Source organism: Nostoc sp. NZL, assembly GCF_015714705.1.
Lineage (GTDB): Bacteria > Cyanobacteriota > Cyanobacteriia > Cyanobacteriales > Nostocaceae > Nostoc > Nostoc foliaceum_A.
The window spans coordinates 77,824-101,131 of sequence record NZ_WBKL01000148.1 but is presented as its reverse complement, the minus strand read 5'-3'; the positions used below and the strand labels follow the sequence as shown (position 1 = coordinate 101,131).

Below are 23,308 nucleotides of genomic sequence, written 5' to 3'. Positions count from 1 at the left end.
ATATTAAAATAATTAGAACATTAAATAATTACAAATAAACTTAACTATTAAATTTACAAATTTACATAAATTTTTAGTCTATATTCTGATTAATTTTGCATCATCAATTTTCAATAAAAAGCTATCACGGCGAAATTTCTTTAATGCATATCACCGCGAGTTTATGAGATTATACCCAAAGGCTAGGCAGGATAACTAGAGTATTTAAACTCTATAAAACTCCACCTTAAATAAAACTTGAGAATCAGCTATCCAGAAATGTGAACAACCAATTCTCTTAAATGACTGCGCTGGCGGTGTTCCCAAATATAAATTCCCTGCCAAGTTCCCAGTACCAGATGACCACGATTAATGGGAATATGTTCAGAAGTTTGGGTGAGTGCAGTACGAATGTGTGCTGGCATATCATCGGGGCCTTCTGCATCATGGATGTATTTTCCCGATTCTGGGACGAGTTTTGCCATAAAGTTAGCTAAATCCACAAGTACATCGGGATCGGCATTTTCTTGGATGACTAAACTGGCTGAAGTGTGGCGTAAAAATAAAGTACAAAGACCAGTTTCAACTCCTGATTCTGCAACTGTAGCTTCAATTTTCGCAGTGATATTGTAAAAAGATTTACCAGTGGTGGAAATTTTTAGTAACTTTTGGTAGTGAGTCATCTGTAAATTTGATTGATTATTGACTAATAACCGTTAATTTTTTAGTTTGGATGATTTTCCCACCATATCACTAAAGTTTATAGCTGTTATCGTTTGTATGCAATACGCGCTTAAAGGGCACAGATGTGCGCCCCTACTGTATTTTACATAATTGAAAACGGCTATAATCTCCTTATAGGAAAGCTAGCAGTTTATTCGATCTTGTAAATTCAGTAAAGTTTAATTACTGTGAAAATAGTTGATAATAGAATGAGCGATCGCTTCATTACCATCCTTAGTAATTGGTTCAGATTGCTTTGGCGATTGAGGTAACTCACGTAGAAAATCCCAAGTCCCTTGAAAAAACTCAGATGGGGTGATGATTTGATGCTGGTTATAATTTGTTATGCCTTCTATTAGAAATGTTGCTTCAGCAAAGTCCTCACGTAGCATGGTAACAATGGGTACTCCTAATAGTGTGGCTTCAGCAAAAGTACTGTAACCAGGTTTAGAAACAACTCGCCCAGAAATAGGCATAAAATCTACAGGGCGGTATTTGCGGTCATTAATTTTCACTAAATTAGGTAAATTAGGGGCAGATTGATCTAAGACGATAAATTGCCAATCTGGAAACCGCCGCAGGTTATCATAGGGAATTTGCTGTAAACCCAAGCCGCCAAAGGTCAACAAAATAGTTTTTTCCACTGGTGCAGTTATTCCCCAAAGAGAACGTAAATCATCAGCAGGATAACGGGGGGAACCGCCTGTTAAGCCAACATCTGTGATATTGTGAAAAGCCTGCATCGGTTCGTGGAAGGGAAGACGAAATAAGCGATCGCACTTTGAATACCAATCACTAATCCAATCTGCAACTGCGGTAAATTCACCTCCCCAATCTCGGTAGATAAAGTCCCAGCCAAAGTTACTCATCATCCAGCAGGGAATATTTGCACCTTTGGCAAACCCAGGAGCAAGGAAGGGAATATCTGCCAAAATCAGATTAACGCGATTTTGGCGGATAAAATTTACTTCTGAAGCAATGAGCGAATTTTGTTGTTTCTTAATATCTAGCAACTTTTCTAAAGTCGCTACTTTATCCATTGTCAAACTATCGGTTTGCACTACACCCAAATCAAATGCACGGGGACGATAGATAAAATCGCCTTCTATGTAGCACTCTAGCAACCAGCGCGGGGCTGTAGTCACCATAATTAGCAGAACTTCTGGACATAATTTTTGAATTGTCGCAGCTACAGAAGCCATGCGGGTAGTATGTCCAAAGCCGTGGTTAGTGATGGCTAAGTATAAGATTGGGCGTTCCATTTTAACCAAGATTACTTGTACGAAGAAGTCCAAACTATTTTAGATGTGTCTTTAGGCTCGATAACAGGTTGGAAACAAGCCTATGAACAGAATGGAGTTGATGGACTACGGTTAAACCACAAAGAAAAGAAAAGCTACTTGAGTAGCGAACAACGAGAAGAAGTATTGAGATGGTTGCAAACCAAGGACTGTTGGGAGCTTGGAGAACTAGAGTATAAGTTAGCTTTTGAATACGACGTGGTTTATGAGTCAAAACAAAGTTACTATGACTTGTTCGATGCAGCTGACATCAGTTGGAAGAAAACAACAAAGCTAAATCCGAAAGCCGATGCAGACGCTGTTGCAGAAAAAAAGAGATTCAGTGATTGTTGGCAAACCACCGCTACGAAATCGAAACAGGAAAGCTAAATCTTGTATTGGAGAGCGATTACGCCCGCTAATGGCATCGCAAAAGTTTTCGGTCTACTGAATTTCATCTAACTTCCCTTGCGCTTCCACTCTCCCTGCTTTCATCACAATAATCTGATCGGCGCGGCGCAAGACTGAAGGCCGATGAGAAACCACAAGACAGGTCGGTGTCCAATTATTTTGCTCTGGTTCTGTGCTGTTAAAGAATATTTGCGACCATAAAGCCAATTCTGTCTCTACATCCAAAGCGCTAGAAAGGTCATCAAACACCAACAATTCCGGTTGACGCACAAACATCCGTGCGGCTGCTACACGCTGTATTTGTCCACCAGAAAGCCGCACACCTTTAGAACCAACTAAAGTTTCTAGACTTTCATTCATAGTTGCTAAATCTTGCTCAAACACAGCCATGTTTAAAGCTGTAGCGATATCTTCATCATCTTTAGACAAGCCCAACAAAATATTTTCTCGCAGGGTGTAGCTAAACAATTGAGGAATTTGGGGAGTATAAGCACTGCGAGGTGGAACAAAGAAACTGGCGGGGTCTTCAATAAGATGCCCATTCCAGTAAATACATCCACTTTGCATAGGTAATAATCCTAACAATAGCCGCAGCAATGTAGTTTTGCCAGAACCAATCTGACCAGTAATCACAGTCAAACTACCACGCTGCATCTCAAAGCTAATATCTGTAATTCCTTGGTTAGTACCAGGATAAATATAAGTTAAATTAGATACTTTTAATGATTGCAGGCGGTAAGCGCTAGCCATGCCCTCAAGCTTATCGCTTTGCTCGCCGTAGGCATCGCTTTTATTCGTCAACGGTTGTTCTACTGAGGGCAAGAGTTTTTTGCGACCATTCAGGTCATTAAGATAAAGTTGATTAGGAGCTACCAAAGTATCTACTGATACATCAGACAGTAAACTAGCCATACGTTCAAAAGAAACTTCTGTGTGCTTATACAAAGCCATAAAGCCGCCGAGAAAATTAAAAAAGCTAGTTACAAACGAAAGATTATACACAAACAAAGCAAAGTCACCCACTGTCAACTTACCAACACCACTCTGCATTAATTGGGAAGCCAACAGCAGAATTATCCCTGTCCCCAGACTCACCATATTTTGAAATAGAGAATTCAGAATAGCATTGAATAGGCTATCCTTAATCATCGTATGGCGGCGTTTATCATTGAGGGTGCGAAAGTAATCCAGCACATTTTCTTCTGCTCCAGCTACTTTAATCGCTTGTACTGAGCCAAATATTTCGCCTAAAATTCCTGTCACCTTTTCGGTTGCTTCGCGGCTGGCTGTTCTATACTGTTTAATACGAGTTTCTGCTCGTTGAACAATCACTACCATCCCCACCACTGGCAGAAACACAAACAATGTCATTTGGACATTGATACTTAATAAAATTACTAAAGAAATAACAGAAAATATACCTTGTCCTAAAAGTTCTGATATCAATGCCACATTTTCTTCTACTTGTTCAGCATCATCACGGAAGTAGCTAATTATTTCACCCTGAGATACAGTTTTTTCAGCCTCTTTACTAACAACCATTGGCCGTGCTGTAGGATTTTTAAAAAGGCGATCTAACAAATTATGTCGCAGTAATGACCGCATAATGAAACGGTGCTGAGTTTTGGTAACACGCCCCGCAAATATCAGCGCGATGTGTCCCGAATTCAGAGCTAGTAATAATGCAATTAAAGTCAAAGGTGATAATCCGAATTGCGCCTTGTTAGTCAAGCTGTTGAAGAATTCCCGGATAATTAATCCAGGTAGGGCAGGCAACCCCATAATTAAAATCCAGAAGCAGGAGTCAATTGTGTATAATTTTGGTTTGTACCAAATCAGTTGCCATAATAATTCCCAACCTCTGAGCTTTTTTATTGACACCATGATATTTTATAATTCGTAATTCGTAATTTACAAAGAGAAGAGTATTAGTTTAATAAATCGGTCAAACCAGTTTGTAATAATTTTGTGAAATGTGAGTGAGGATTTTTAATTAATTTTTCTCGTTGGCCATATTCAATAACTTGACCCTGTTCTAAAATTAAAATTTGATTTGTTCTTTCTACAGTCGCTAAACGATGAGCAATAATAATCCCTGTACGCCCAGCTAATAACTTGTCTACAGCCTTTTCAATCAGTTTTTCTGTCATGGGATCGAGGCGAGAAGAGGCTTCGTCTAGAATTACTAAACCAGGGTCTTTGAGAAATACTCTCGTAAATGCGAGTAACTGGGCCTGTCCCGCAGATAAGCCGCTACTATCTGGCCCCAAATTTGTTTCTAAGCCTTTGGGTAATGAGTGCAGCCATTCTGACAATCCCAAGATTTCTAAGATTTCATATATGCGTTCATCACTGATATTCTGGTTAAAAAAGGTGAGATTATTACGGACTGTAGTTTGAAACAATTGGACATCTTGAGTGACTAATCCCACTTTTTGAGGTAAATCTGTTAAAGGAGTTTGGTTAATGGGCACTCCTCCCAAGCGAATTGAGCCTGATTGAGGATCATATAACCTAAGTAATAACCGCGCCAGGGAAGACTTACCGCTACCTGTACGTCCTAGTAAACCCAGTAAATGACCAGCAGGTAGATTAAAAGATATATCTTGCAGAACCAAATCCCCAGTCTCTAATTCTCGATCATTGTAGCCAAATGAGACGTTCTCAAAAGTTACGGAAAGTGCGCCTTGAGGAAGTTGCTGTTCGCCTTCTCTAGTGAGTTTAGATTTAACTTTGAGTAAATCTTGAATGCGATAAATACTGGCTTCTGCTTGTTGGAGGTCTTCAAATTGGTCGCGAATTTGCTCAATCGGTTCACTAAGTAAATTGGTGTAATAGTACAGTAGATATACTGTACCAATGGTAATAATATTTTGACTCCAAAGGTAGGCACCAACGCTTAAGGCGATCGCAGTTCCTAAAGTAAAGATACCGTTAGTTGTACCCCAAAGAATAGTACTAGCAAAACGTGCTTTGTGAAAGATAGGTAACCAGCCTTGCAAAATTTTGTGGAAGCGGTGCATAACATAGCTTTTGGCTCCATTCGCCCGCACATCTTCCATCCCGGCTATTTGTTCACCGACGAAACCAAAAAAATCAGCACTAATTTGGCGATAACTTCTCCAATGGGGAACGGCAATAGAACGTAGACGAATTAAAGTAGATAATGCTGTTAGAGTAAAAAATGCGATCGCTAAACCAGCACGCCAATCTTCGGCAAATAGAACTACAATCACACCCGACATCAACAGCAAATTACCCAAGATGTAAACGGTAAATTTGGAGAAGAATTGCGACAGAGTGTGAACATCACCGTCTACTCTCTCTAGTAATTCACCGGGTGTAGAGAATTTATGAAAGGATAAGTCTAGTTGCAAGCAATGCTCAACTAAGTCAGCACGTAAGGCGTTGGTGGCTCTCCAAGCAACGTTTTCGCCATAATAGGTTGCAGCGATTGTGATCAGTTGAGTAATTAAAGCTACACCAGTAAATAGTAAGGCGGCGAAGAATAAACTCTGTCCAGAACCACCAGCTACGGCTGTATCAATGAAATAACGGAGAATTTGGGGGTTGACTAATTGTAGTCCGATGCTGGCGAGGAGAGCGATCGCAAATTTGGCAACTCTTCCTTTTTGGGGATTGAGATAGTCTACAAGTAAGTTCCAGTATTGCTGTAGTCCAATTTTCATAAAGCTTTAGCTATCAGCAAGCAGTATTTTGGAGACTGGCTTAAGAATAAGGTAAAGGAATTGCGGTAACTGCCATAATGCAATGTATGAGGTGATATGTAATTGTATTGCATAATTTTTAGTAATAATCATTCGGCATTTTCATCAATTAATATAGGAGGAATTTGCACAAAAGTATCAGGTTGCAACAGTTCCCGGATTTTTTCATAAGGAATCCCTCCTTTGCTATTACTGATGTACAGTTCCATAAGTTCCAGTAATGCTGGAGCACTTTCATCAGGTCGAAGATCAACGATGAGATAGGTAGGTTTTTTCGGGCTAGAAATAGCCGCAACACAGCCATGATCACAAGCCCACATACATCCTACAGGCTTAATATCCAGTTGTGATGATGGACATTTTTCCCTAGATAAAGTGTTGAGTTGCGCTAATAAACGTATACCATCTTTATGTTGATTGTCTAATGGTTCCTCATCAGACATATGGCAAGATTTACAAACGAATAGAGTGTGTTTAGGCATAACTATTACTGTTACTCTGCTAAATATTTAAACAGATCATCAAGAATTAGATTGGCAGCGATGTAGCTACCACCATGCCAATAATCATCACCTACCTCATAAACTTTGCCCGACTTAACTGCATTCAGTTTTCGCCACAAGGGATGATTAGTAATGTGTTGATAGTTATTTGCTTGTGCGTGCTGTTGCAGAAAGATCACATCCCCGTCTGCATAGTTAATGCTCTCAAGCGAGATATCCATCCCCTTTTTTTGAGCAGGAGGACGAGGTAAGCCCAAATCCTGAATTACTCTACTACATAGATGTTGCCCTTCCCCTCGAAGGCGGATTCTATCTGGGTAAATCCTCACCAGGGAAACCTCTGTTGTGTAAAGGCGATCGCCTAATGCCTGTCTTAACTTTGTTACCCTTTGCTGATAATTATTTATGACAATATCGGCCTCAGATGATTTACCCAATGCTTCAGCGAACGATTGAAAGCATTCCTGCCAACGATAAACGCCGTCATACCATCGGTAGCCAACTGTCGGTGCAATTTGGGACAGTTGATTGTATAAGGTTTCTTGGGCTGCGGCATGGGAGGCAAAAAGAATCATGTCTGGCTTAAGCATCAGAATCTTTTCCAAGTTGGGTTGGTCAGCATCACCAATGCTTCCCACTCCTTGAGTTTTTTTCTGTAAATAAGGGGGAAAATTTCCCAACCAAGCAGCAGCACCTACGGGTTTAAATCCCAAAACAAGGGCGATTTCTAAGCTGAGATTGTCTAGTACTACTATCCGTTGTGGGTTAATAGGAACGCAGGTTTCACCCATGAGGTGCTTGACTATTCTGCACTCCGGAGGTTGTAAATTACGAGATTTAGTCAAATTTTGAGATAAATTGCCAGCGTCAACAGAAAATAGAGCGATCGCCAGAAACGTCAACCCAAATAATAACCCTATCACACGACGAATTTTATACATTGAGAAAAGTTGATTTGGTTCAACTTGAAGTATGAGACAATCTAAAACTCCACTGCCAATGTCCCGATAACTGTTAACGGCGCACCTACTTCAATGGAGTTACCAACGTTAGCACCAGATTCAAAATAGGTCACATCAAACAGGTTCTTGATATTAATGCCAGTTCGCCAGTTATTGCGTCGATAATAAATTGCCGCATCCGTGCGGATATAACTCGGAATAAAATAAGGGTCACTCGTATCATCTCCAAACTTTTGATCAACATAAAAGATCCCAAATCCAAAACCAAGTCCTTCTAAAGAACCTTGTTGAAACTCATAGTTAGTCCAAAGACTAGCTGCGTTTCTAGGAACATTGGCAAGACGAGTCCCTGACGCAATATTTTGATCTTCCGTAATAATTGCATCTGTGTAACCATAGGAAGCAATAATTTTCCAGCCTGGAAGAATTTCGCCTGTAATATCTAACTCAATCCCTCGACTTCTAGCTTCACCAATGGCAACAGAAAAGTCTTCATTATCAGGATCAGTCGTAGGAATGTTAGTCTTGGTGATTTGGTAAGCAGCAAGAGTGGCTGCAAGTCTACCGTCAAATAACTCACCTTTGATCCCAACTTCATATTGTGTGGCGCGGCTTGGTTCCAACGGTGAACCATCGGCCGTTATGTCAAAGTAGTTGGGGTTAAATGATTGGGTGAAGTTAGCATAAAGGGAAATTGGCTCAATTGGTTGATAAACAATACCAACACGAGGACTAAACGCTTGCTGACTCTGCTCTGCTAAAAATTCACTAACAGGGTCATCATAGCGAAAGTCTACACTATCGAAACGGCCTCCAATTAAAATTTTCAGATTATCCGTAAATGCAATTTGGTCTTGTAAGAAAATACCAAGTCGGTCTGTGCGGATTGTATAATCTTGGGCTAAATTCAGTTCTAAACGATTGGGGCGAGTAATATCTGGATAAACTGGATTGAAAATATTGATTGATGGGATAAATCCGTTTTCACTTCTACGGACATTACCATCAGATGTATTTCTGGTTAAATCAACCCCAAATACGAGAGTATGCTTGACTGAGCCTGTTGTAAATTTGCCGACAACATCTGTTTGTAGTCCATAGCTTTCTTCATAAGTTTCTCGAGAGAAGAAATAACGGCCCGAAAGCTCACCTGTCTCATCATCTAAGCTTCTAGCTTCAGCTCGATAGTCTAGGTAATCTGTTTTTGAATAACGAAAGGCATTGCGAATAGTCCAATCATCATTAAATTGGTGTGATAGTCGATAGCCAGTAGAAAGATTTTCTTGGCGGAGGAAATCTTTGGGGGTACTTAAGACTAAGCGATCGCGGGGAATATCCGCTACACCGCCATTAACCTCTATTAGTCCCCGATCAAAAGGACGCTCGTCGTTGAGATAGTCTAAATCTAATGTTACCTCAGTGCGATCGCCAAGCTTGAAATCCACTACAGGTGCAATAAAGAATCGACTGATATCAGTATCAAAATTTCCCCTCCACCTTCTTCCAGTTTCATAAACTGTATTTAGTCTATAAAGTGCAGTTTTATCTGTATTTAGTGGACCTGAAACATCAAGAGTTGGACGAACGAATCCATCACTGCCTATAGATAATTCAGCTCCATAATAAGGCTCCGCTAAAGGTCTTTTTGTCACCAAATTAACTATACCGCCTGGTTCTAGACTACCAAACAGAATTGAAGCTGGGCCTTTGAGAATTTCAATTCGCTCAAGATTGGCAGTTTCTATTAAACCTTGCTGGTTAAATACTCTAAAACCATCTTGAAATATCTGACTGTCTGACAAACCTGAAACCGAAAAGCCTCGCAGGCTAAATTGTTCTCTAGTATCACCAAAACCACCTTCTTCGGAGTAACCACTAATGTTACGCAAAGCTTCGGGGAGTCGTAGCACCTGCTGATCTTTTAAGACCTGTTGAGGAATTACCTGAATTGATGCAGGAGTGTCTCGAATGGGAGTATCGGTTCTTGTAGCACTTGAAGCATTTGGTACTTTATATCCATCTTGTTCACCTGTCACTACCAGTTCTATCGGTTCTTCTGTCTCGGCTGCTGCTTCACTCGGTTCGGTTTGGGTTTCTGGCTGTGGTGTTGGTTGTACTTCTGGAGTCTGAGAAGTCTGTGGTGTTTGCTGTGGAACCTCTGGAGTCTGGGGAGTTTGGGCTGAAGATGCAACCGATGTCAGACCAAAAATTAGACCCTCATCACTATCAAATAGCTCTACTACTGGTACACCCGCTTCACCGATTACTGTCACCCTGATACTGTTGGCATCAATGTTCGTTACTGTGACTTCAGTGATCCCTGCAACGGGGTTTTCTTGCCGGAACGTATTGCCTCCTGATGGTAAGCGCAGTTGCGATGAAGGAATGTCAGCAATATATGTATTGCCTTGCTCCTTTTGTGTTACTTGCAACTGTTCTCCTCTCGGAGTCTCTAGAATAATTTCCAGTTTGTTGTCGATGGGATTAATCTTAACTCCCGTAACTTCCACAACATTTTGAGAACCTGCTTCACCTGGCGTTGGCGATTGCACTAACTTATCGGCACTGATGAGTGGAGGTTTGATCTCACTCAATTGTGGAATCTCTGTGTTTAGTTTAACTAACTGTACTGGAGTGGAAGAACTCGTACCCGCACCAGTTGATCTGCTGTGGCGCTGCACTTGTTGAGTTGGTATCTCCTCGCTATTAGCTGGAGTTGTTGCTAATACGACAACTGAGCTTGTAAGTAACAGGCTTTGCAGTAATTGCTCTAATTTCATTTTTTGTCTCACACCCAATAGCAAACGTCATGTTGTTTGCAACAACACTGTCATCTCTTGCAATAAATTTGCATATTTTTTTAACTAATAGTCATTAGCTAAATGCAAATATTTCCTAATCAAAATCAACTTTATTAAAAATACTTATCATAAATACCTGGCTTTGGGCAAGTATCCCAAAAATCTCTGTTCCCCTAATCATTGATCATGATGAGCCATGAATGTGCATTTTTTAGCGGAAGATCAAATCCCAGCAAGGGTTCTAGATTATTTAGTAGCCATATGAGAAGGTAGTTGTTGTTATACACAGATGATGAATTAATCATAAAAAAACTTGTCATCTATCTAAAGATATAAAAATTTAATTAAAAAGTAAACTAATTAGATTTTTGGTGTAATGATAAATACTATTTATTATTTTGGGATTGTAAATTCGGCTAAATTGCATTAAGGTGAGATAGTTAATTGAAAATAACTTGCAATAAACTACATTGAAATTTGCAGGAAAGCCTAGCGATTTATCCGCATTTACGACAACGGCAATCTGGCAACTGAGTGCGGTCTAACAGAATTCCGCCTTGCGCTATTAGGCGCCATCAAAAATTTTTAGTGTGCTTCAGGGTTTTAAAAGTATAATGGCTCGACCTTTTAATGAATTATGCGTAGGAGAGGTTTCCCTTAGCTGTTCTACGATTGTTGATCTACTACGTTACAGAGCAATACACCAGCCAGACATAGTTGCTTTCACATTCCTCCAAGATGGAGAAACGCTAGAAAGAACACTGACTTATCAAGATTTAGATAGGTGTTCTCGCGCGATCGCAGCACAACTACAAGCACTAGGATTAAGTGGAGAACGTGCTTTACTGCTGTATCCACCAGGATTAGATTATCTGGTCGCTTTTTTTGGTTGTTTGTATGCCGGCGTAGTAGCTATACCGGCTTACCCACCGCGCAATCAGCGCAAAGCACCGAGAATAGAAGCGATTGTGGCTGATGCACAAGCGAAAACTGCTCTAACTACAACAGTTCTGCTCCCCACAATCCAATCCCTACTTGCAGATAAGACCAACTGCGGAAATCTTCAGTGGCTAACAACAGATAACTTAACGCCAGGTATAGAAAATTCTTGGCAAGAACCTTTAATCAATATTAATACTTTAGCTTTTCTACAATATACATCGGGTTCTACTGGCACACCTAAAGGCGTAATGCTTGGTCATGGCAACTTGCTACACAATGCTGCCACGACTTACCAAATCATGGAACATTCTCCCACCAGCAAATTTGTTTCGTGGCTACCCACGTACCACGATATGGGACTCATTGGTGGGATATTGCAACCTTTATATGGTGGATTTCCTTGCATCTTAATGCCCCCAACATCTTTTTTACAACGTCCTTATCGCTGGTTGCAGGCTATTTCTAGATACAAAGGCACCACAAGTGGCGGGCCTAATTTTGCCTATGAACTGTGTATTCAAAAGATTACCCCAGAACAACGCTCATCTCTTGATCTGAGCAGTTGGAGTGTAGCTTTTAACGGTGCGGAACCTATTCGACAAGATACTCTAGAACGGTTTGCAGAAACTTTTGCTGAGTGTGGCTTTCGTAAGGAAGCTTTTTACCCCTGTTACGGCATGGCAGAGACAACCCTGATGGTTTCCGGCAGTATTAAAACAGTTTTACCTCGTGTTAAACCTGTTGAAAAATCTGCCTTATCCAAAAATCAGGTAATCGAAGCTATTGCAGAGACTGAAGATAGCCAAAGCTTTGTTAGTTGTGGTCAAAGCATTCCGCAACAGCAAATTATCATTGCTCATCCAGAGACTTTGACTCGTTGCCAAGCAGATGAAGTCGGGGAAATTTGGGTATCAGGGCCAAGTATTGGTCAAGGTTATTGGAATCGTCCAGAGGAAACAGAGCAAACCTTCCACGCCTATTTAAAAGATACGCAAGAGGGGCCATTTCTACGTACTGGCGACTTAGGCTTTTTGGACAATGGAGAACTCTTTGTTACAGGTAGAGCCAAAGATTTAATTATTATTCGCGGTCGAAATATTTACCCACAGGATATAGAACTAACTACAGAATGCAGTCATTCATCGTTACGTTCTGGTAGTAGTGCAGCCTTTTCTGTAGAAGTTGGTGATGAAGAACAGCTCGTTGTAGTTCAGGAGTTGGAGTTTCGCGCCAAACCAAATATTGATGAAGTAACCGCAGCTATTCGTCAGGCGGTGACTGAAGAACATGAAGTCCAAGTCTATGGCGTAGTCCTAATTAAAGGCGGTACAATTCCCAAAACCTCCAGTGGTAAGATTCAGCGCCGTGCTACGAAAGCAGATTTTCTGGCAGGTAAGCTGGATGTAATTGGCAGTAGCATTCTCCAAAGTGTCGAGGTTGCAGGAAAAGAAAATCGGTTGCAACGTGCTGAACTCTTGGCACTTTCCCCCCGCGAGTCTCAGCCATTATTAGAGTCGTATCTTATAGAGCAAGTGGCGCGGGTGTTGACAATAGCACCCGATGAAGTCAACCCAACACAGCCGTTAAGCAGTTTGGGATTAGATTCTTTAAGAGTTTTTGAGTTAAAAAACCGAATTGAGGCTGACTTAGAAGTTGAGATATCTGTAGCAGACTTCTTTGAAAACTTGAGTACGCGATCGCTCTCTACAAAAATCTTATCTCACCTGACAACAACTTCCACCTCATCAGTATCGATAACTCAAATACATAGAACTACATCTGCTCATCCTCTATCTTTGGCTCAACAACAACTATGGTTTATTAATCAGTTAGCGCCTAATACTCCTGCATATAACATCCCTGTTGTTATTAGCTTAACGGGACACGTCAATGTTGCAGCACTAACCCAAAGCCTGAACGAAATTATCCGTCGCCACGAAGTATTGCGGACAAACTTTATCTTAGATGAAGGCAAACCAGTTCAGGTCATCAATACAGCAGTAAAGTTAACTTTGCCAGTTGAGGATGTAACCTCACACGACTGGCAACCTATAGCCACAGAATTCGCACAACAGCTGTTCGACTTGTCTTGTCAACTACTCTTGTGTGCTAAACTTCTGCGCTTAGGTTCCCAAGAATATAAACTGCTCCTCAACCTACATCACATTATTGCTGATGGTTGGTCTATGGGAATTCTCATCCGAGAATTGGCAGAATTGTATGAGGCATTTTCTCATGGCAAACCTTCACCACTGCCTGAACTACCCATCCAGTATTTAGATTTTGTATCTTGGCAGCGACAGTGGTTACATGAGCGTATGCAACCCCTACTGACATATTGGCAACAGCAATTAGGTGGTGAACTGCCTATATTGAATTTACCAACAGACCGACCGCGTAGAAGCTTTGCTTCTTGTCGTCAGACATCGCCAATTCAAACCTTCAAAGGCGCTCAAGCTAAATTAATTCTGCCTCAAACCCTGACTACCGCGCTCAAGAAGCTGAGTCATCAAGAAGGCGTAACTTTGTTTATGACCTTGCTGACAGCCTTCAAAATCTTACTTTATCGGTACACAGGCCAAACAGACATCCTCGTGGGTTCGCCAATTGCCAGCCGCAACCGCAGTGAAATTGATTCATTAATGGGATTATTTATCAATGTTTTGGTACTGCGTACCGACCTTTCTGGCGAACCCAGTTATAGAGAATTATTAACACGGGTTAAGTCAACAGCCTTAGCTGGCTATGTTCACCAAGACATGCCATTCGAGAAGTTAGTCGAGGCACTACAACCGACACGAGACCTGAGTTACAACCCACTATTTCAGGTAATGTTCGTCCTCCAGAATATGCCTCTACCGACCCCAAAATTATCAGATATATCCATAACCACTGAAGAGGGTTATAGTGGGACGGCAAAGTTTGATTTGACTTTGTTTATCGAAGATAGAGAGCAAGGATTGCTGACAACCCTAGAGTACAACACTGATCTGTTTAACGCAGATACTATGACTCGGATGCTGGGGCATTTTCAAACTTTGTTGGAAGGTATAACTGCCAATCTCGACTCTTGTATTGTAGAGATGCCTTTGTTAACGGCAACTGAAAAACAGCAGTTAATAGTTGATTGGAATAATACCCAGATAAACTATCCACTTGACCTCTGTATTCATCAGCTATTTGAGCAGCAGGTAGAACAAACACCAGATGCTATAGCAGTAGTCTTTGAAAACCAAGAAATAACCTACCGCGAGTTAAACAATCGAGCAAATCAGTTAGCGCATTATTTGCAAAAGCTAGGTGTCAAACCAGAGGTAATTGTTGGTATCTGCATGGAACGCTCACTAGAAATGGCGATCGGACTACTAGCCATTTTGAAAGCCGGAGGTGCATACCTACCACTAGATCCTAGCTATCCTAAAGAACGTTTAGCTTTAATGTTGACAGATGCACAAGTACCAGTGCTACTAGTGCAACAACATCTAACTCAAGAATTGCCGCCAAACCAAGCCCAAGTTGTTTGTTTAGATGCCAATACTCAGACACTCATTAATCAGCAAACTCAAGAAAACCCAGTCAGTAAAGTTAATTCAGAAAACCTAGCTTACGTAATTTATACCTCCGGTTCTACAGGAAAGCCCAAGGGAGTGATGAACACTCACCTTGGTTTATGCAACCGCTTGCTTTGGATGCAAGATGCTTACCCGTTAACAGCAACCGACAGAGTTCTACAAAAAACACCATTTAGCTTTGATGTTTCTGTTTGGGAATTTTTCTGGCCCTTGTTTACAGGTGCGCGGTTAGTTGTTGCTAAACCAAGAGGACATCAAGATACTGCTTATCTTGTAGAATTGATTGCCCAGCAGCAAATCACCACACTCCACTTTGTCCCCTCAATGCTGCAAATCTTCTTAGAAGAACCATCTTTGAATAGATGTAACAACATAATCAAGCGGGTGATTTGTAGTGGTGAAGCGCTTCCTTTTGAGCTTCAGCAATTATTCTTTGCTCGTCTGGATGCAGAACTGCACAATCTTTACGGGCCAACTGAAGCTAGTATTGATGTAACTTTCTGGGCTTGTCAACTGCATAGCAATGAGAGAATTGTTCCTATCGGTCGTCCTATTGCCAATACACAAATATATATACTAGATAGATATCTACAACCTGTTCCTGTTGGTGTTCCGGGCGAATTACACATTGGAGGTGTAGGATTAGCGCGAGGCTATTTGCATCAACCAGAGTTAACAAACGAAAAGTTTATTTCCAGTTCCTTAGAACTAGGAAAACGCCTATATAAAACAGGAGATTTAGCACGCTATCGCCGCGATGGAAATATCGAATATTTGGGGAGAATTGACCACCAAGTTAAAATTCGTGGTTTCCGCATTGAACTGGGAGAAATTGAAGCGGTATTGTCCCAACATCCCCAAGTACGAGAGACGATGGTTTTAGTTAGGGAAGACATCCCAAATGAACGCCGCTTAGTCGCTTATGTAATTCCCCATAAAAACATTGAAATTTCTATCAATGAATTACGGGATTTTCTTAAGGATAAGTTACCTGAATATATGGTGCCTTCTGCCTATATACTATTAAATGAATTCCCACTTACACCTAATGGAAAAGTAGACCGTCGTGCCTTACCTGTTCCAGAGGAACTGCGACCACAATTAGCTACTACTTATCACGCTCCTCAATCTCATGTAGAAAAAACTATTGCCCAAGTTTGGCAAGAAGTATTACACTTAGAGAAAGTCGGTGTAAATGATAATTTCTTTGACCTTGGTGGACATTCATTACTGATAATTCAGGTGAATAATAAACTACGGAATATTTTCAAGCGGGAATTATCAGTTGTTGAGTTGTTTCAAAACCCAACTATTAACTCTTTGGCGGAGTATTTAAATCAAAATCTAGAAGTTCAGGATAATTTTGATCAAATACGCGATCGCGTGCAAAAACAAAGAGCATTGTTGACGAAGCAGACGAGAAGAAAAATTCAGTAGAAGAAGAATTTAGCCGTTGAAAATATATGATAAAAACTGAGCTATCTGGTAATACTATTGCCAAAATAATTCAAAATGAAAATCATCAAAGTATTTTGCAACTTCCAGTTCAAAATACTTTAGAAACATTTCGGTCGTTTGGTATTTTGCTCTTTCGAGGGTTTAATATCAACCATACACAGATGAAAGACTTTGCCGAAAAGTTCAGTTCTAGATTTGTTCTGGACAAAGATAGACCTATCATTGATTCAAGTAATAAATTTGTGACGTTAGTAGACCCAGGAATGCACTATGTAAGTCCTCATTGTGAAAATGCTAATTCTCCTTTTCGTCCTGATTTAGTATGGTTTTGTTGTGCTGTGCCTGCATCCCAAGGAGGTGAAACTTTATTTTGGGATGGTGTTCAAGTATGGCAGAATCTAAGTGAAGAATTAAGACAATTATTTATTTCTCGTAAAATTAGATTTTTGCAAAAATTTCCGGTTACTGACTGGAAGCGTTTTCTCGGAACGGGTGCAACCATAGCTGATGTCAAGAGAACTTTGAATAATATTGAAGGTTTAAATTATCAAATCAATTCTGACCAATCTGTTTCTATTGAATATTGTTGCTCGGCTGTGGTAAAAACAAAATATGGTAATCAGAATGCATTTGCTAATAGCCTAATTGCCGAGTATAAAAATCCTAGAGGAGCAGTAACTTTTGAAGACGGTTCACCGATTCCTCTGATAGCTATTAACCAAGTTAACGAAGTCATGAACAGGTTGACTGGGATAATACCGTGGCAAGTCGGTGATTTAGTGATGATTGATAATTCAAGATTTTTACACGGACGTAGGTCTTTTGCTGATACCAATAGACGAATTTTTTCTTTACTAAGTTATCTGAAATAAACAATGTGAATCTTCAAAGTGACGCAGTAGAAATTAGTATAATTTCGCTAAGGTTAAATAACCCTAAAAAGAAGAAAAATGGGTAGTTCAGAAGTATACGAATCAATAGAGAGAATAGCCATTATTGGTATGGCAGGTCGTTTTCCAGGAGCCAATAATATTGATGAATATTGGCAAAAGTTACAAGATGGCATAGAGTCAATTTCCAATTTTACAGATGAAGATTTATTAGCAGCGGGTATAGAACCAGCTTGGCTGAACGATCGCAATTATATTAAAGCGGGTGGTGTATTAGAAGATATTGATTTATTTGATGCTTCTTTCTTTGATATGAACCCGAAAGAAGCAGAAGTCACAGACCCACAACACCGTCTTTTTCTGGAATCTGCTTGGAAAGCTTTAGAAAGTGCTGGCTATGACTCTACTAAGTGTGAAAGTCGCATTGGAGTTTACGCAGGTGCTAGCCTAAATAACTATTTATCTTTTAATTTAAATAATGACCAAGTAGGGTCAGCAAAATCTTATCAAAAACTAATTGGGAATGATAAAGATTTTCTGACGACCCGTGTTTCATATAAATTAAATCTCACAGGCCCAAGCATTACAATTCAAACTGCTTGTTCTACCTCATTAGTCGCAATCACTCTTGCTTGCCAAAGTTTACTAAATTATCAATGTGATATGGCTGTAGCAGGAGGAGTTTCGATTCGAGTACCACAAAAAACAGGCTACTTGTACGAAGAAGGGGGAACATTATCTTCTGATGGGCATTGCCGCGCCTTTGATGCTAAAGCCCAAGGAATAACTATTGGTAATGGTGTGGGAGTTGTAATCCTCAAGCGACTCTCTGAAGCGATCGCTGATGGTGATTGCATTCATGCTGTGATTAAAGGTGCAGCTATCAACAACGACGGTTCTGGAAAAGTGGGTTATACAGCCCCTAGCGTTGATGGTCAAGCCGAGGCGATCGCAGAAGCGATTATGTTCGCCGATACTGAGCCAGAGACAATTAGCTATATCGAAGCCCACGGTACTGGTACAGCTTTGGGCGATCCCATTGAAGTTGCGGCATTAACCAAAGTTTTTCGCGCCAGTACCGAGAAAACTAATTTCTGCGCCATTGGTTCAGTCAAAACAAATATCGGTCATCTAGATGCAGCTGCTGGGGTGGCTGGGCTAATCAAAACTGTTCTTGCCCTCAAACACAAACAGATCCCACCCAGCTTAAATTTTGAGCAACCCAATCCCCAAATTGATTTCGCCAACAGTCCTTTTTATGTCAATACAAAACTGACAGAATGGCAGGCGGGATTCACTCCTCGTCGCGCTGGTGTAAGTTCTTTAGGTATGGGCGGCACTAATGCCCATGTAATTCTAGAAGAAGCACCAGCATTACCAACCTCTAGCCCTTCTCGTCCGTGGCAGTTATTGGTACTCTCTGCGAAAACTGAGTCTGCATTAGAAACTGCCACCCAAAATCTAGGAGAATATCTTACACAACATCCTGAGTTAAACCTAGCGGATGTCGCTTATACCCTGCATTTGGGGCGTAGAGAGTTTAATCATCGTCGCGTATTGGTGTGTCAAGATATCCAGGATGCAGTCAACGCCTTGCAGCAGCAAGACTCACAAAGAATTCTTACTTCCTTTGAGGAAAACAGCAATCGCCCCATCGCCTTCATGTTTCCTGGACAAGGTGCCCAATATGTAGATATGGGTCAAGAACTTTACCAGACTGAGGCAGTATTTCGTGAGCAGGTAGATCGCTGCTGTCTCTTGCTCATTCCCCATTTGGGGTTAGATTTACGTTCAGTAATTTATCCCAACGACTCCCAAACAGCCGCAGCCGAAAAGCTCAAACAAACTCGCCTCGCTCAACCTGCGCTGTTTGTGATTGAGTATGCTTTAGCCCAGGTGTGGATAACATGGGGCATTTCTCCAGAGTCCATGATCGGTCATAGCATTGGGGAATACGTGGCTGCTTGCCTAGCTGGCGTTATGTCTCTTGAAGATGCTTTAGCTTTAGTTGCTATACGTGGGCAATTAATGCAGCAATTACCTTCAGGAACAATGCTTGCAGTTCCTTTACCGGAAGCAGAAATTAAGCCTCTACTGAACGAAAACTTATCTCTGGCTGCCATCAACGCACCAAATTCATGCGTAGTTTCGGGAACCCATGAGGCTGTAGATGCAATTGAGCAACAACTTATTGCTCAAGGTGTAGAATGTCGCCGTCTGCATACTTCTCATGCCTTTCATTCTCAGATGATGGAGTCTATCTTGGAGTCATTCATCCAAGAAGTTAGAAAAGTCAAACTTAATCCGCCCCAGATTCCTTTTATCTCCAACGTCACGAGAACTTGGATTACCGCAGCAGATGCGACAGATCCAAATTATTGGGCAAGGCATTTGCGGCAAACCGTGGACTTTGCAGCAGGTATATCTACATTACGCCAAGAGCTAAATCGCATTCTGCTAGAGGTAGGGCCGGGGCGTACTTTGTGTACCTTAGCCAAACAGCATTCAGCACGGATTACTGAGCAGTTAATACTCTCTTCATTACGACATACTAAGGAAGAACAAACAGATATAGCGTTCTTGCTGAATACATTGGGTCGTCTTTGGCTAGCAGGAGCCTCAATAAACTGGACTAAGTTTTATACTGATGAGTGCCGTCACCGCATACCTTTACCGACATATCCATTTGAACGCCAGCGTTACTGGATTGAACCGCAAAAACAATCTAGCAATTCTGCTTTAGCAAACCACAAAAAGCCAAATGTTGCAGACTGGTTCTATGTCCCAGTTTGGAAACAAGCGATCGCACCGCAAGTTCTTCAATCTAGAGAACAGGTGCTAATCTTTGCGGATACTTGCATCGGCGTAGAAATGGCAAAATGCCTAGAAGATGGTGGTCATAATGTGATCACTGTGGTGCAGGGAGACCAGTTCAGTAAACTGAGCGATCGCAAATACACAATCAATCCCCAGCAGCCTGAAGATTATAATGCCTTAATTGCACAGTTGCAGGCACAGGGTCAAATTCCAGATGCGATCGCCCATTTATGGAGCCTCACAGCAAACGACCAAACACAAACAACAATTGAGTTTTTTGACAATTGTCAAAAACTTGGTTTCTACAGTCTACTGTTTCTGGCACAATCCTTCAGCAAACAAGATATTACTCAGCCTATAGATATTTTAGTTGTCACTAATAATATCTACGATTTGACAGGTTTTGAAAGTTTAAATCCAGAAAAAGCAACTGTCTTAGGAATATGTAAAGTCATTCCTCAACAGTACTCCAATATCACCTGTCGCAGTATTGATGTTGTCATTCCCGCAGCTAAATCACTTCTAGAAAACCAATTAATAGACCAACTTTTAATAGAGTTGAGTGCTAAATCCGCTGACACAGTAGTTGCTTACCGTGGCAATCATCGCTGGTTACAAACATTTGAAGCGATTCATAGTGATCAGACGACGAGTGGATTACGAGAGCAAGGAGTATACCTGATAACTGGTGGATTGGGAGGTATAGGTCTGGAAATAGCCGAATACCTAGCTCAGACAGTCAGAGCCAAACTGATTCTCATAGGGTATTCAGCTTTGCCTGTGCGAGATGAATGGAATGAATGGCTGAAAACTCATGATGAACAAGATAAATTCAGCCGCAAGATACTAAAAGTACAGGAACTAGAACAACTGGGTGCAGAGGTTCTGATTCAAACTGCTGATATTGCTAATGAAACACAAATGCAAGCAGTTATGGCTCAGGCTGCTCAGAATTTTGGTCAGATTCATGGTGTCATTCATGCTGCTGGCATCAAGTTATTTAAAACTATTCCAGAAATCACTAGAAACGAATGTGAACAGCAATTGAGAGCCAATGGATATGGACTGTTTGTATTAGAAAAAGTTTTGCAAGGGATAGAACTTGATTTTTGTGTATTGATATCCTCCTTATCATCTGTATTAGGTGCATTAGGCATGGCAGCTTATCCAGCGGCGCACCTCTTTACTGATGCTTTTATTTGTAAGCACAACCAAACAAGTTGTACACCGTGGATCGCTGTGAACTGGGACAACTGGTTAACCAGCCAATTAGCTGCTGAATTAGCCACAAAACCAGAAATTTCTACGGAATTATTCATGAATAATCAAGAAGGAGTAGAAGTATTTGAACGCGTTTTATCCCTCAAAAAGATCAATCAAATAGTTATTTCTACAACTGATCTTGAAACTAGAATCAAAAAGTGGATTAAGTCTAGAGAACCTGGAAATCAAGTAAATTTATTATCATTCCATTCCAGACCCAACTTAATCAACACCTATGTTACTCCTAGAAATGAAGTTGAACAAATCATTGCTAACATCTGGCAAGAAGTTTTAGGAATTGAACAGGTAGGTATTGACGATAACTTTTTAGAGTTAGGTGGTGATTCTCTCCTCAGCATTCAAATTACTGCTAGAGCCAACAAAGCAGGCCTGCGGATTACTAATCAGCATCTATTTGAATACCCAACGATCGCACAGTTAGCTGAAATCGCCAACAGAACTCAGACTGTCTGTAGCGAACAGGGATTAGTGCAAGGAGAACTTCCTTTGACACCTATTCAGCACTGGTTTTTTGAACAGAATTTACTTGACCCGCATCACTGGAACCAGACAGTTTTACTGGAGGTACAACAAACTCTCGACCCAATACTTTTAGAGCAGGTAGTTCAAAAGTTGCTTGAACACCACGATGCGTTACGTTTGCGTTTTGTACCCGAAGAATCTATGTGGAAACAGATCAATTTCGGTCTTGACACAGTTGTGCCATTCTCACACGTAGATTTATCGGCGCTGTCACCGCATTTGCAAGAGCAGGCTTTTGAGGAGGCTGCAATAGAATTGCAAGCATCGCTGAATTTAGCATCAAAACCGCTTTTACAAGTTGCCCTCTTTAACATGGGTACACACCAACCAAGCCGTCTGTTGATTGTTGCCCATCATTTAGCTGTAGATATTGGTTCTTGGCGGATTTTACTTGAGGATTTAGAAACAACATACCAACAACTCAGTCAAGAGAAAGTGGTTAAACTACCACCAAAGACAACCTCATTCAAACAGTGGTCTTTAAGGCTAATTGAATATGCACAATCAATAGAGTTGGAACGAGAGCAGGTGTATTGGCTGGCAGCTGAGCGCGACTGGGTATCACCACTGCCGGTAGATTATCCAGATGGCGCTAACATCGTGGCATCGGCTCGGACTGTATCGGTAAAACTAAGTGTCGAACAAACCCAGGCACTGCGAGAAGAAATAACAGCAGCTTATCGAGTACAAATGGATGATGTGCTGCTGACTGCCTTAGTACAAGCAATGACCAAGTGGACTGGAACATCCTCACTGCTGGTTGACTTAGAAGGTAATGGCAGAGAAGTAATTTTTGATGATGTCGATTTATCAAGGACGGTGGGATGGTTTACTAACATTGCCCCTGTGCTGTTGGAAATTGGAGAAATTTCGCCAGTAGGGGAAGCATTGAAAGTGATTAAAGAGCAACTGCGGAGTTTTCCGAATCAAGGCCTGGGTTATGGCGTACTGCGCCACTTGAGTACAGATACATTAATTACAGAAAAATTGCGATCGCTACAGCCAGCAGAAGTAATTTTCCTCTACCTTGGTAATCTTGAGCAGACTTTACCTCAATCTTCTTTGTTTAAGCTATCCCAAAATTCTAGCGGCTCACCCCGTAGCCCGCGTGGACAAAGGAGCCATCTGCTAGAAATTAATGCTTTGATTGTTCATGACCAACTCGTTATCGATTTAATCTATAGCGAAAATATTCATCGACGAGAAACAATCGAGAAATTAGCTGATGAGTTGGTCACAACCCTAAAAGCACTTATTACTAACCGCCAGTCTGACTCAGTAGAAAACTTAACACCTTCTGATTTTGCAGAGTTTAAATCTAGTCAGTGGAGTCAAGCCGACCTCGACAATATTTTGGCTGCCCTCAATGAATCTGAAGGTTTGACAGCGTATTCAGAACCAAAGTAGTAACTCCTGGCATAGATAGTATTGGCAGA

At 41.0% G+C, this 23,308-nt stretch carries 10 protein-coding genes and 1 pseudogene; 4 read left to right on the top strand and 7 right to left on the bottom strand.

What is annotated here, in order from left to right; all coding sequences use genetic code 11:
- Positions 1–248: 248 nt before the first annotated feature.
- Together F8R90_RS20930 and F8R90_RS20925 are read right to left on the bottom strand one after the other, a co-directional pair.
- Complete coding sequence (locus tag F8R90_RS20930; RefSeq protein ID WP_196512283.1) at positions 249–662, bottom strand: secondary thiamine-phosphate synthase enzyme YjbQ; 414 nt, start codon at positions 660–662, stop codon at positions 249–251.
- A gap of 219 nt (positions 663–881) precedes the next feature.
- Positions 882–1,964, bottom strand: a complete 1,083-nt coding sequence (locus F8R90_RS20925; protein ID WP_196512282.1) for a glycosyl transferase — start codon at positions 1,962–1,964, stop codon at positions 882–884.
- A 6-nt stretch (positions 1,965–1,970) separates the two neighbouring features.
- Here F8R90_RS20925 and F8R90_RS20920 point away from each other — a divergent pair.
- Positions 1,971–2,326, top strand: a pseudogene (locus F8R90_RS20920) (winged helix-turn-helix domain-containing protein); the annotation flags it as partial.
- Positions 2,327–2,426: 100 nt separating this feature from the next.
- Here F8R90_RS20920 and F8R90_RS20915 read toward each other — a convergent pair.
- The 5 genes from F8R90_RS20915 to F8R90_RS20895 all read right to left on the bottom strand — a co-directional run bounded on the left by F8R90_RS20915 (position 2,427) and on the right by F8R90_RS20895 (position 10,366).
- Positions 2,427–4,277, bottom strand: a complete 1,851-nt coding sequence (locus F8R90_RS20915; RefSeq protein ID WP_196512281.1) for an ATP-binding cassette domain-containing protein — start codon at positions 4,275–4,277, stop codon at positions 2,427–2,429.
- Between the two features lie 44 nt (positions 4,278–4,321).
- Positions 4,322–6,082, bottom strand: coding sequence for an ABC transporter ATP-binding protein (locus F8R90_RS20910; RefSeq protein ID WP_196512280.1), 1,761 nt, complete (start codon positions 6,080–6,082; stop codon positions 4,322–4,324).
- Positions 6,083–6,210: 128 nt separating this feature from the next.
- Positions 6,211–6,603, bottom strand: a complete 393-nt coding sequence (locus tag F8R90_RS20905) for a DUF1636 domain-containing protein (protein WP_196512279.1) — start codon at positions 6,601–6,603, stop codon at positions 6,211–6,213.
- A gap of 11 nt (positions 6,604–6,614) precedes the next feature.
- Complete coding sequence (locus F8R90_RS20900; RefSeq protein ID WP_196512278.1) at positions 6,615–7,565, bottom strand: iron-siderophore ABC transporter substrate-binding protein; 951 nt, start codon at positions 7,563–7,565, stop codon at positions 6,615–6,617.
- Positions 7,566–7,606: 41 nt separating this feature from the next.
- Positions 7,607–10,366 (bottom strand): TonB-dependent siderophore receptor, encoded by a 2,760-nt coding sequence (locus tag F8R90_RS20895; RefSeq protein ID WP_196512277.1) that lies wholly within the window; start codon positions 10,364–10,366, stop codon positions 7,607–7,609.
- 635 nt (positions 10,367–11,001) lie between these two features.
- Between F8R90_RS20895 and F8R90_RS20890 the strand changes: the two genes are divergently transcribed.
- From F8R90_RS20890 to F8R90_RS20880, 3 genes are all read left to right on the top strand, one after another.
- Positions 11,002–16,338, top strand: coding sequence for a non-ribosomal peptide synthetase (locus F8R90_RS20890; protein WP_196512276.1), 5,337 nt, complete (start codon positions 11,002–11,004; stop codon positions 16,336–16,338).
- 26 nt (positions 16,339–16,364) lie between these two features.
- Complete coding sequence (locus F8R90_RS20885) at positions 16,365–17,231, top strand: TauD/TfdA family dioxygenase (protein ID WP_196512275.1); 867 nt, start codon at positions 16,365–16,367, stop codon at positions 17,229–17,231.
- Between the two features lie 78 nt (positions 17,232–17,309).
- Positions 17,310–23,279 (top strand): type I polyketide synthase, encoded by a 5,970-nt coding sequence (locus F8R90_RS20880; protein WP_196512274.1) that lies wholly within the window; start codon positions 17,310–17,312, stop codon positions 23,277–23,279.
- Positions 23,280–23,308 lie beyond the last annotated feature (29 nt).

Coding starts and splice junctions, on each gene's coding strand:
- F8R90_RS20930 (WP_196512283.1), bottom strand. CDS start 662: ATGACTCACTACCAAAAGTTACTAAAAATTTCCACCACTGGTAAATCT.
- F8R90_RS20925 (WP_196512282.1), bottom strand. CDS start 1,964: ATGGAACGCCCAATCTTATACTTAGCCATCACTAACCACGGCTTTGGA.
- F8R90_RS20915 (WP_196512281.1), bottom strand. CDS start 4,277: ATGGTGTCAATAAAAAAGCTCAGAGGTTGGGAATTATTATGGCAACTG.
- F8R90_RS20910 (WP_196512280.1), bottom strand. CDS start 6,082: ATGAAAATTGGACTACAGCAATACTGGAACTTACTTGTAGACTATCTC.
- F8R90_RS20905 (WP_196512279.1), bottom strand. CDS start 6,603: ATGCCTAAACACACTCTATTCGTTTGTAAATCTTGCCATATGTCTGAT.
- F8R90_RS20900 (WP_196512278.1), bottom strand. CDS start 7,565: ATGTATAAAATTCGTCGTGTGATAGGGTTATTATTTGGGTTGACGTTT.
- F8R90_RS20895 (WP_196512277.1), bottom strand. CDS start 10,366: ATGAAATTAGAGCAATTACTGCAAAGCCTGTTACTTACAAGCTCAGTT.
- F8R90_RS20890 (WP_196512276.1), top strand. CDS start 11,002: ATGGCTCGACCTTTTAATGAATTATGCGTAGGAGAGGTTTCCCTTAGC.
- F8R90_RS20885 (WP_196512275.1), top strand. CDS start 16,365: ATGATAAAAACTGAGCTATCTGGTAATACTATTGCCAAAATAATTCAA.
- F8R90_RS20880 (WP_196512274.1), top strand. CDS start 17,310: ATGGGTAGTTCAGAAGTATACGAATCAATAGAGAGAATAGCCATTATT.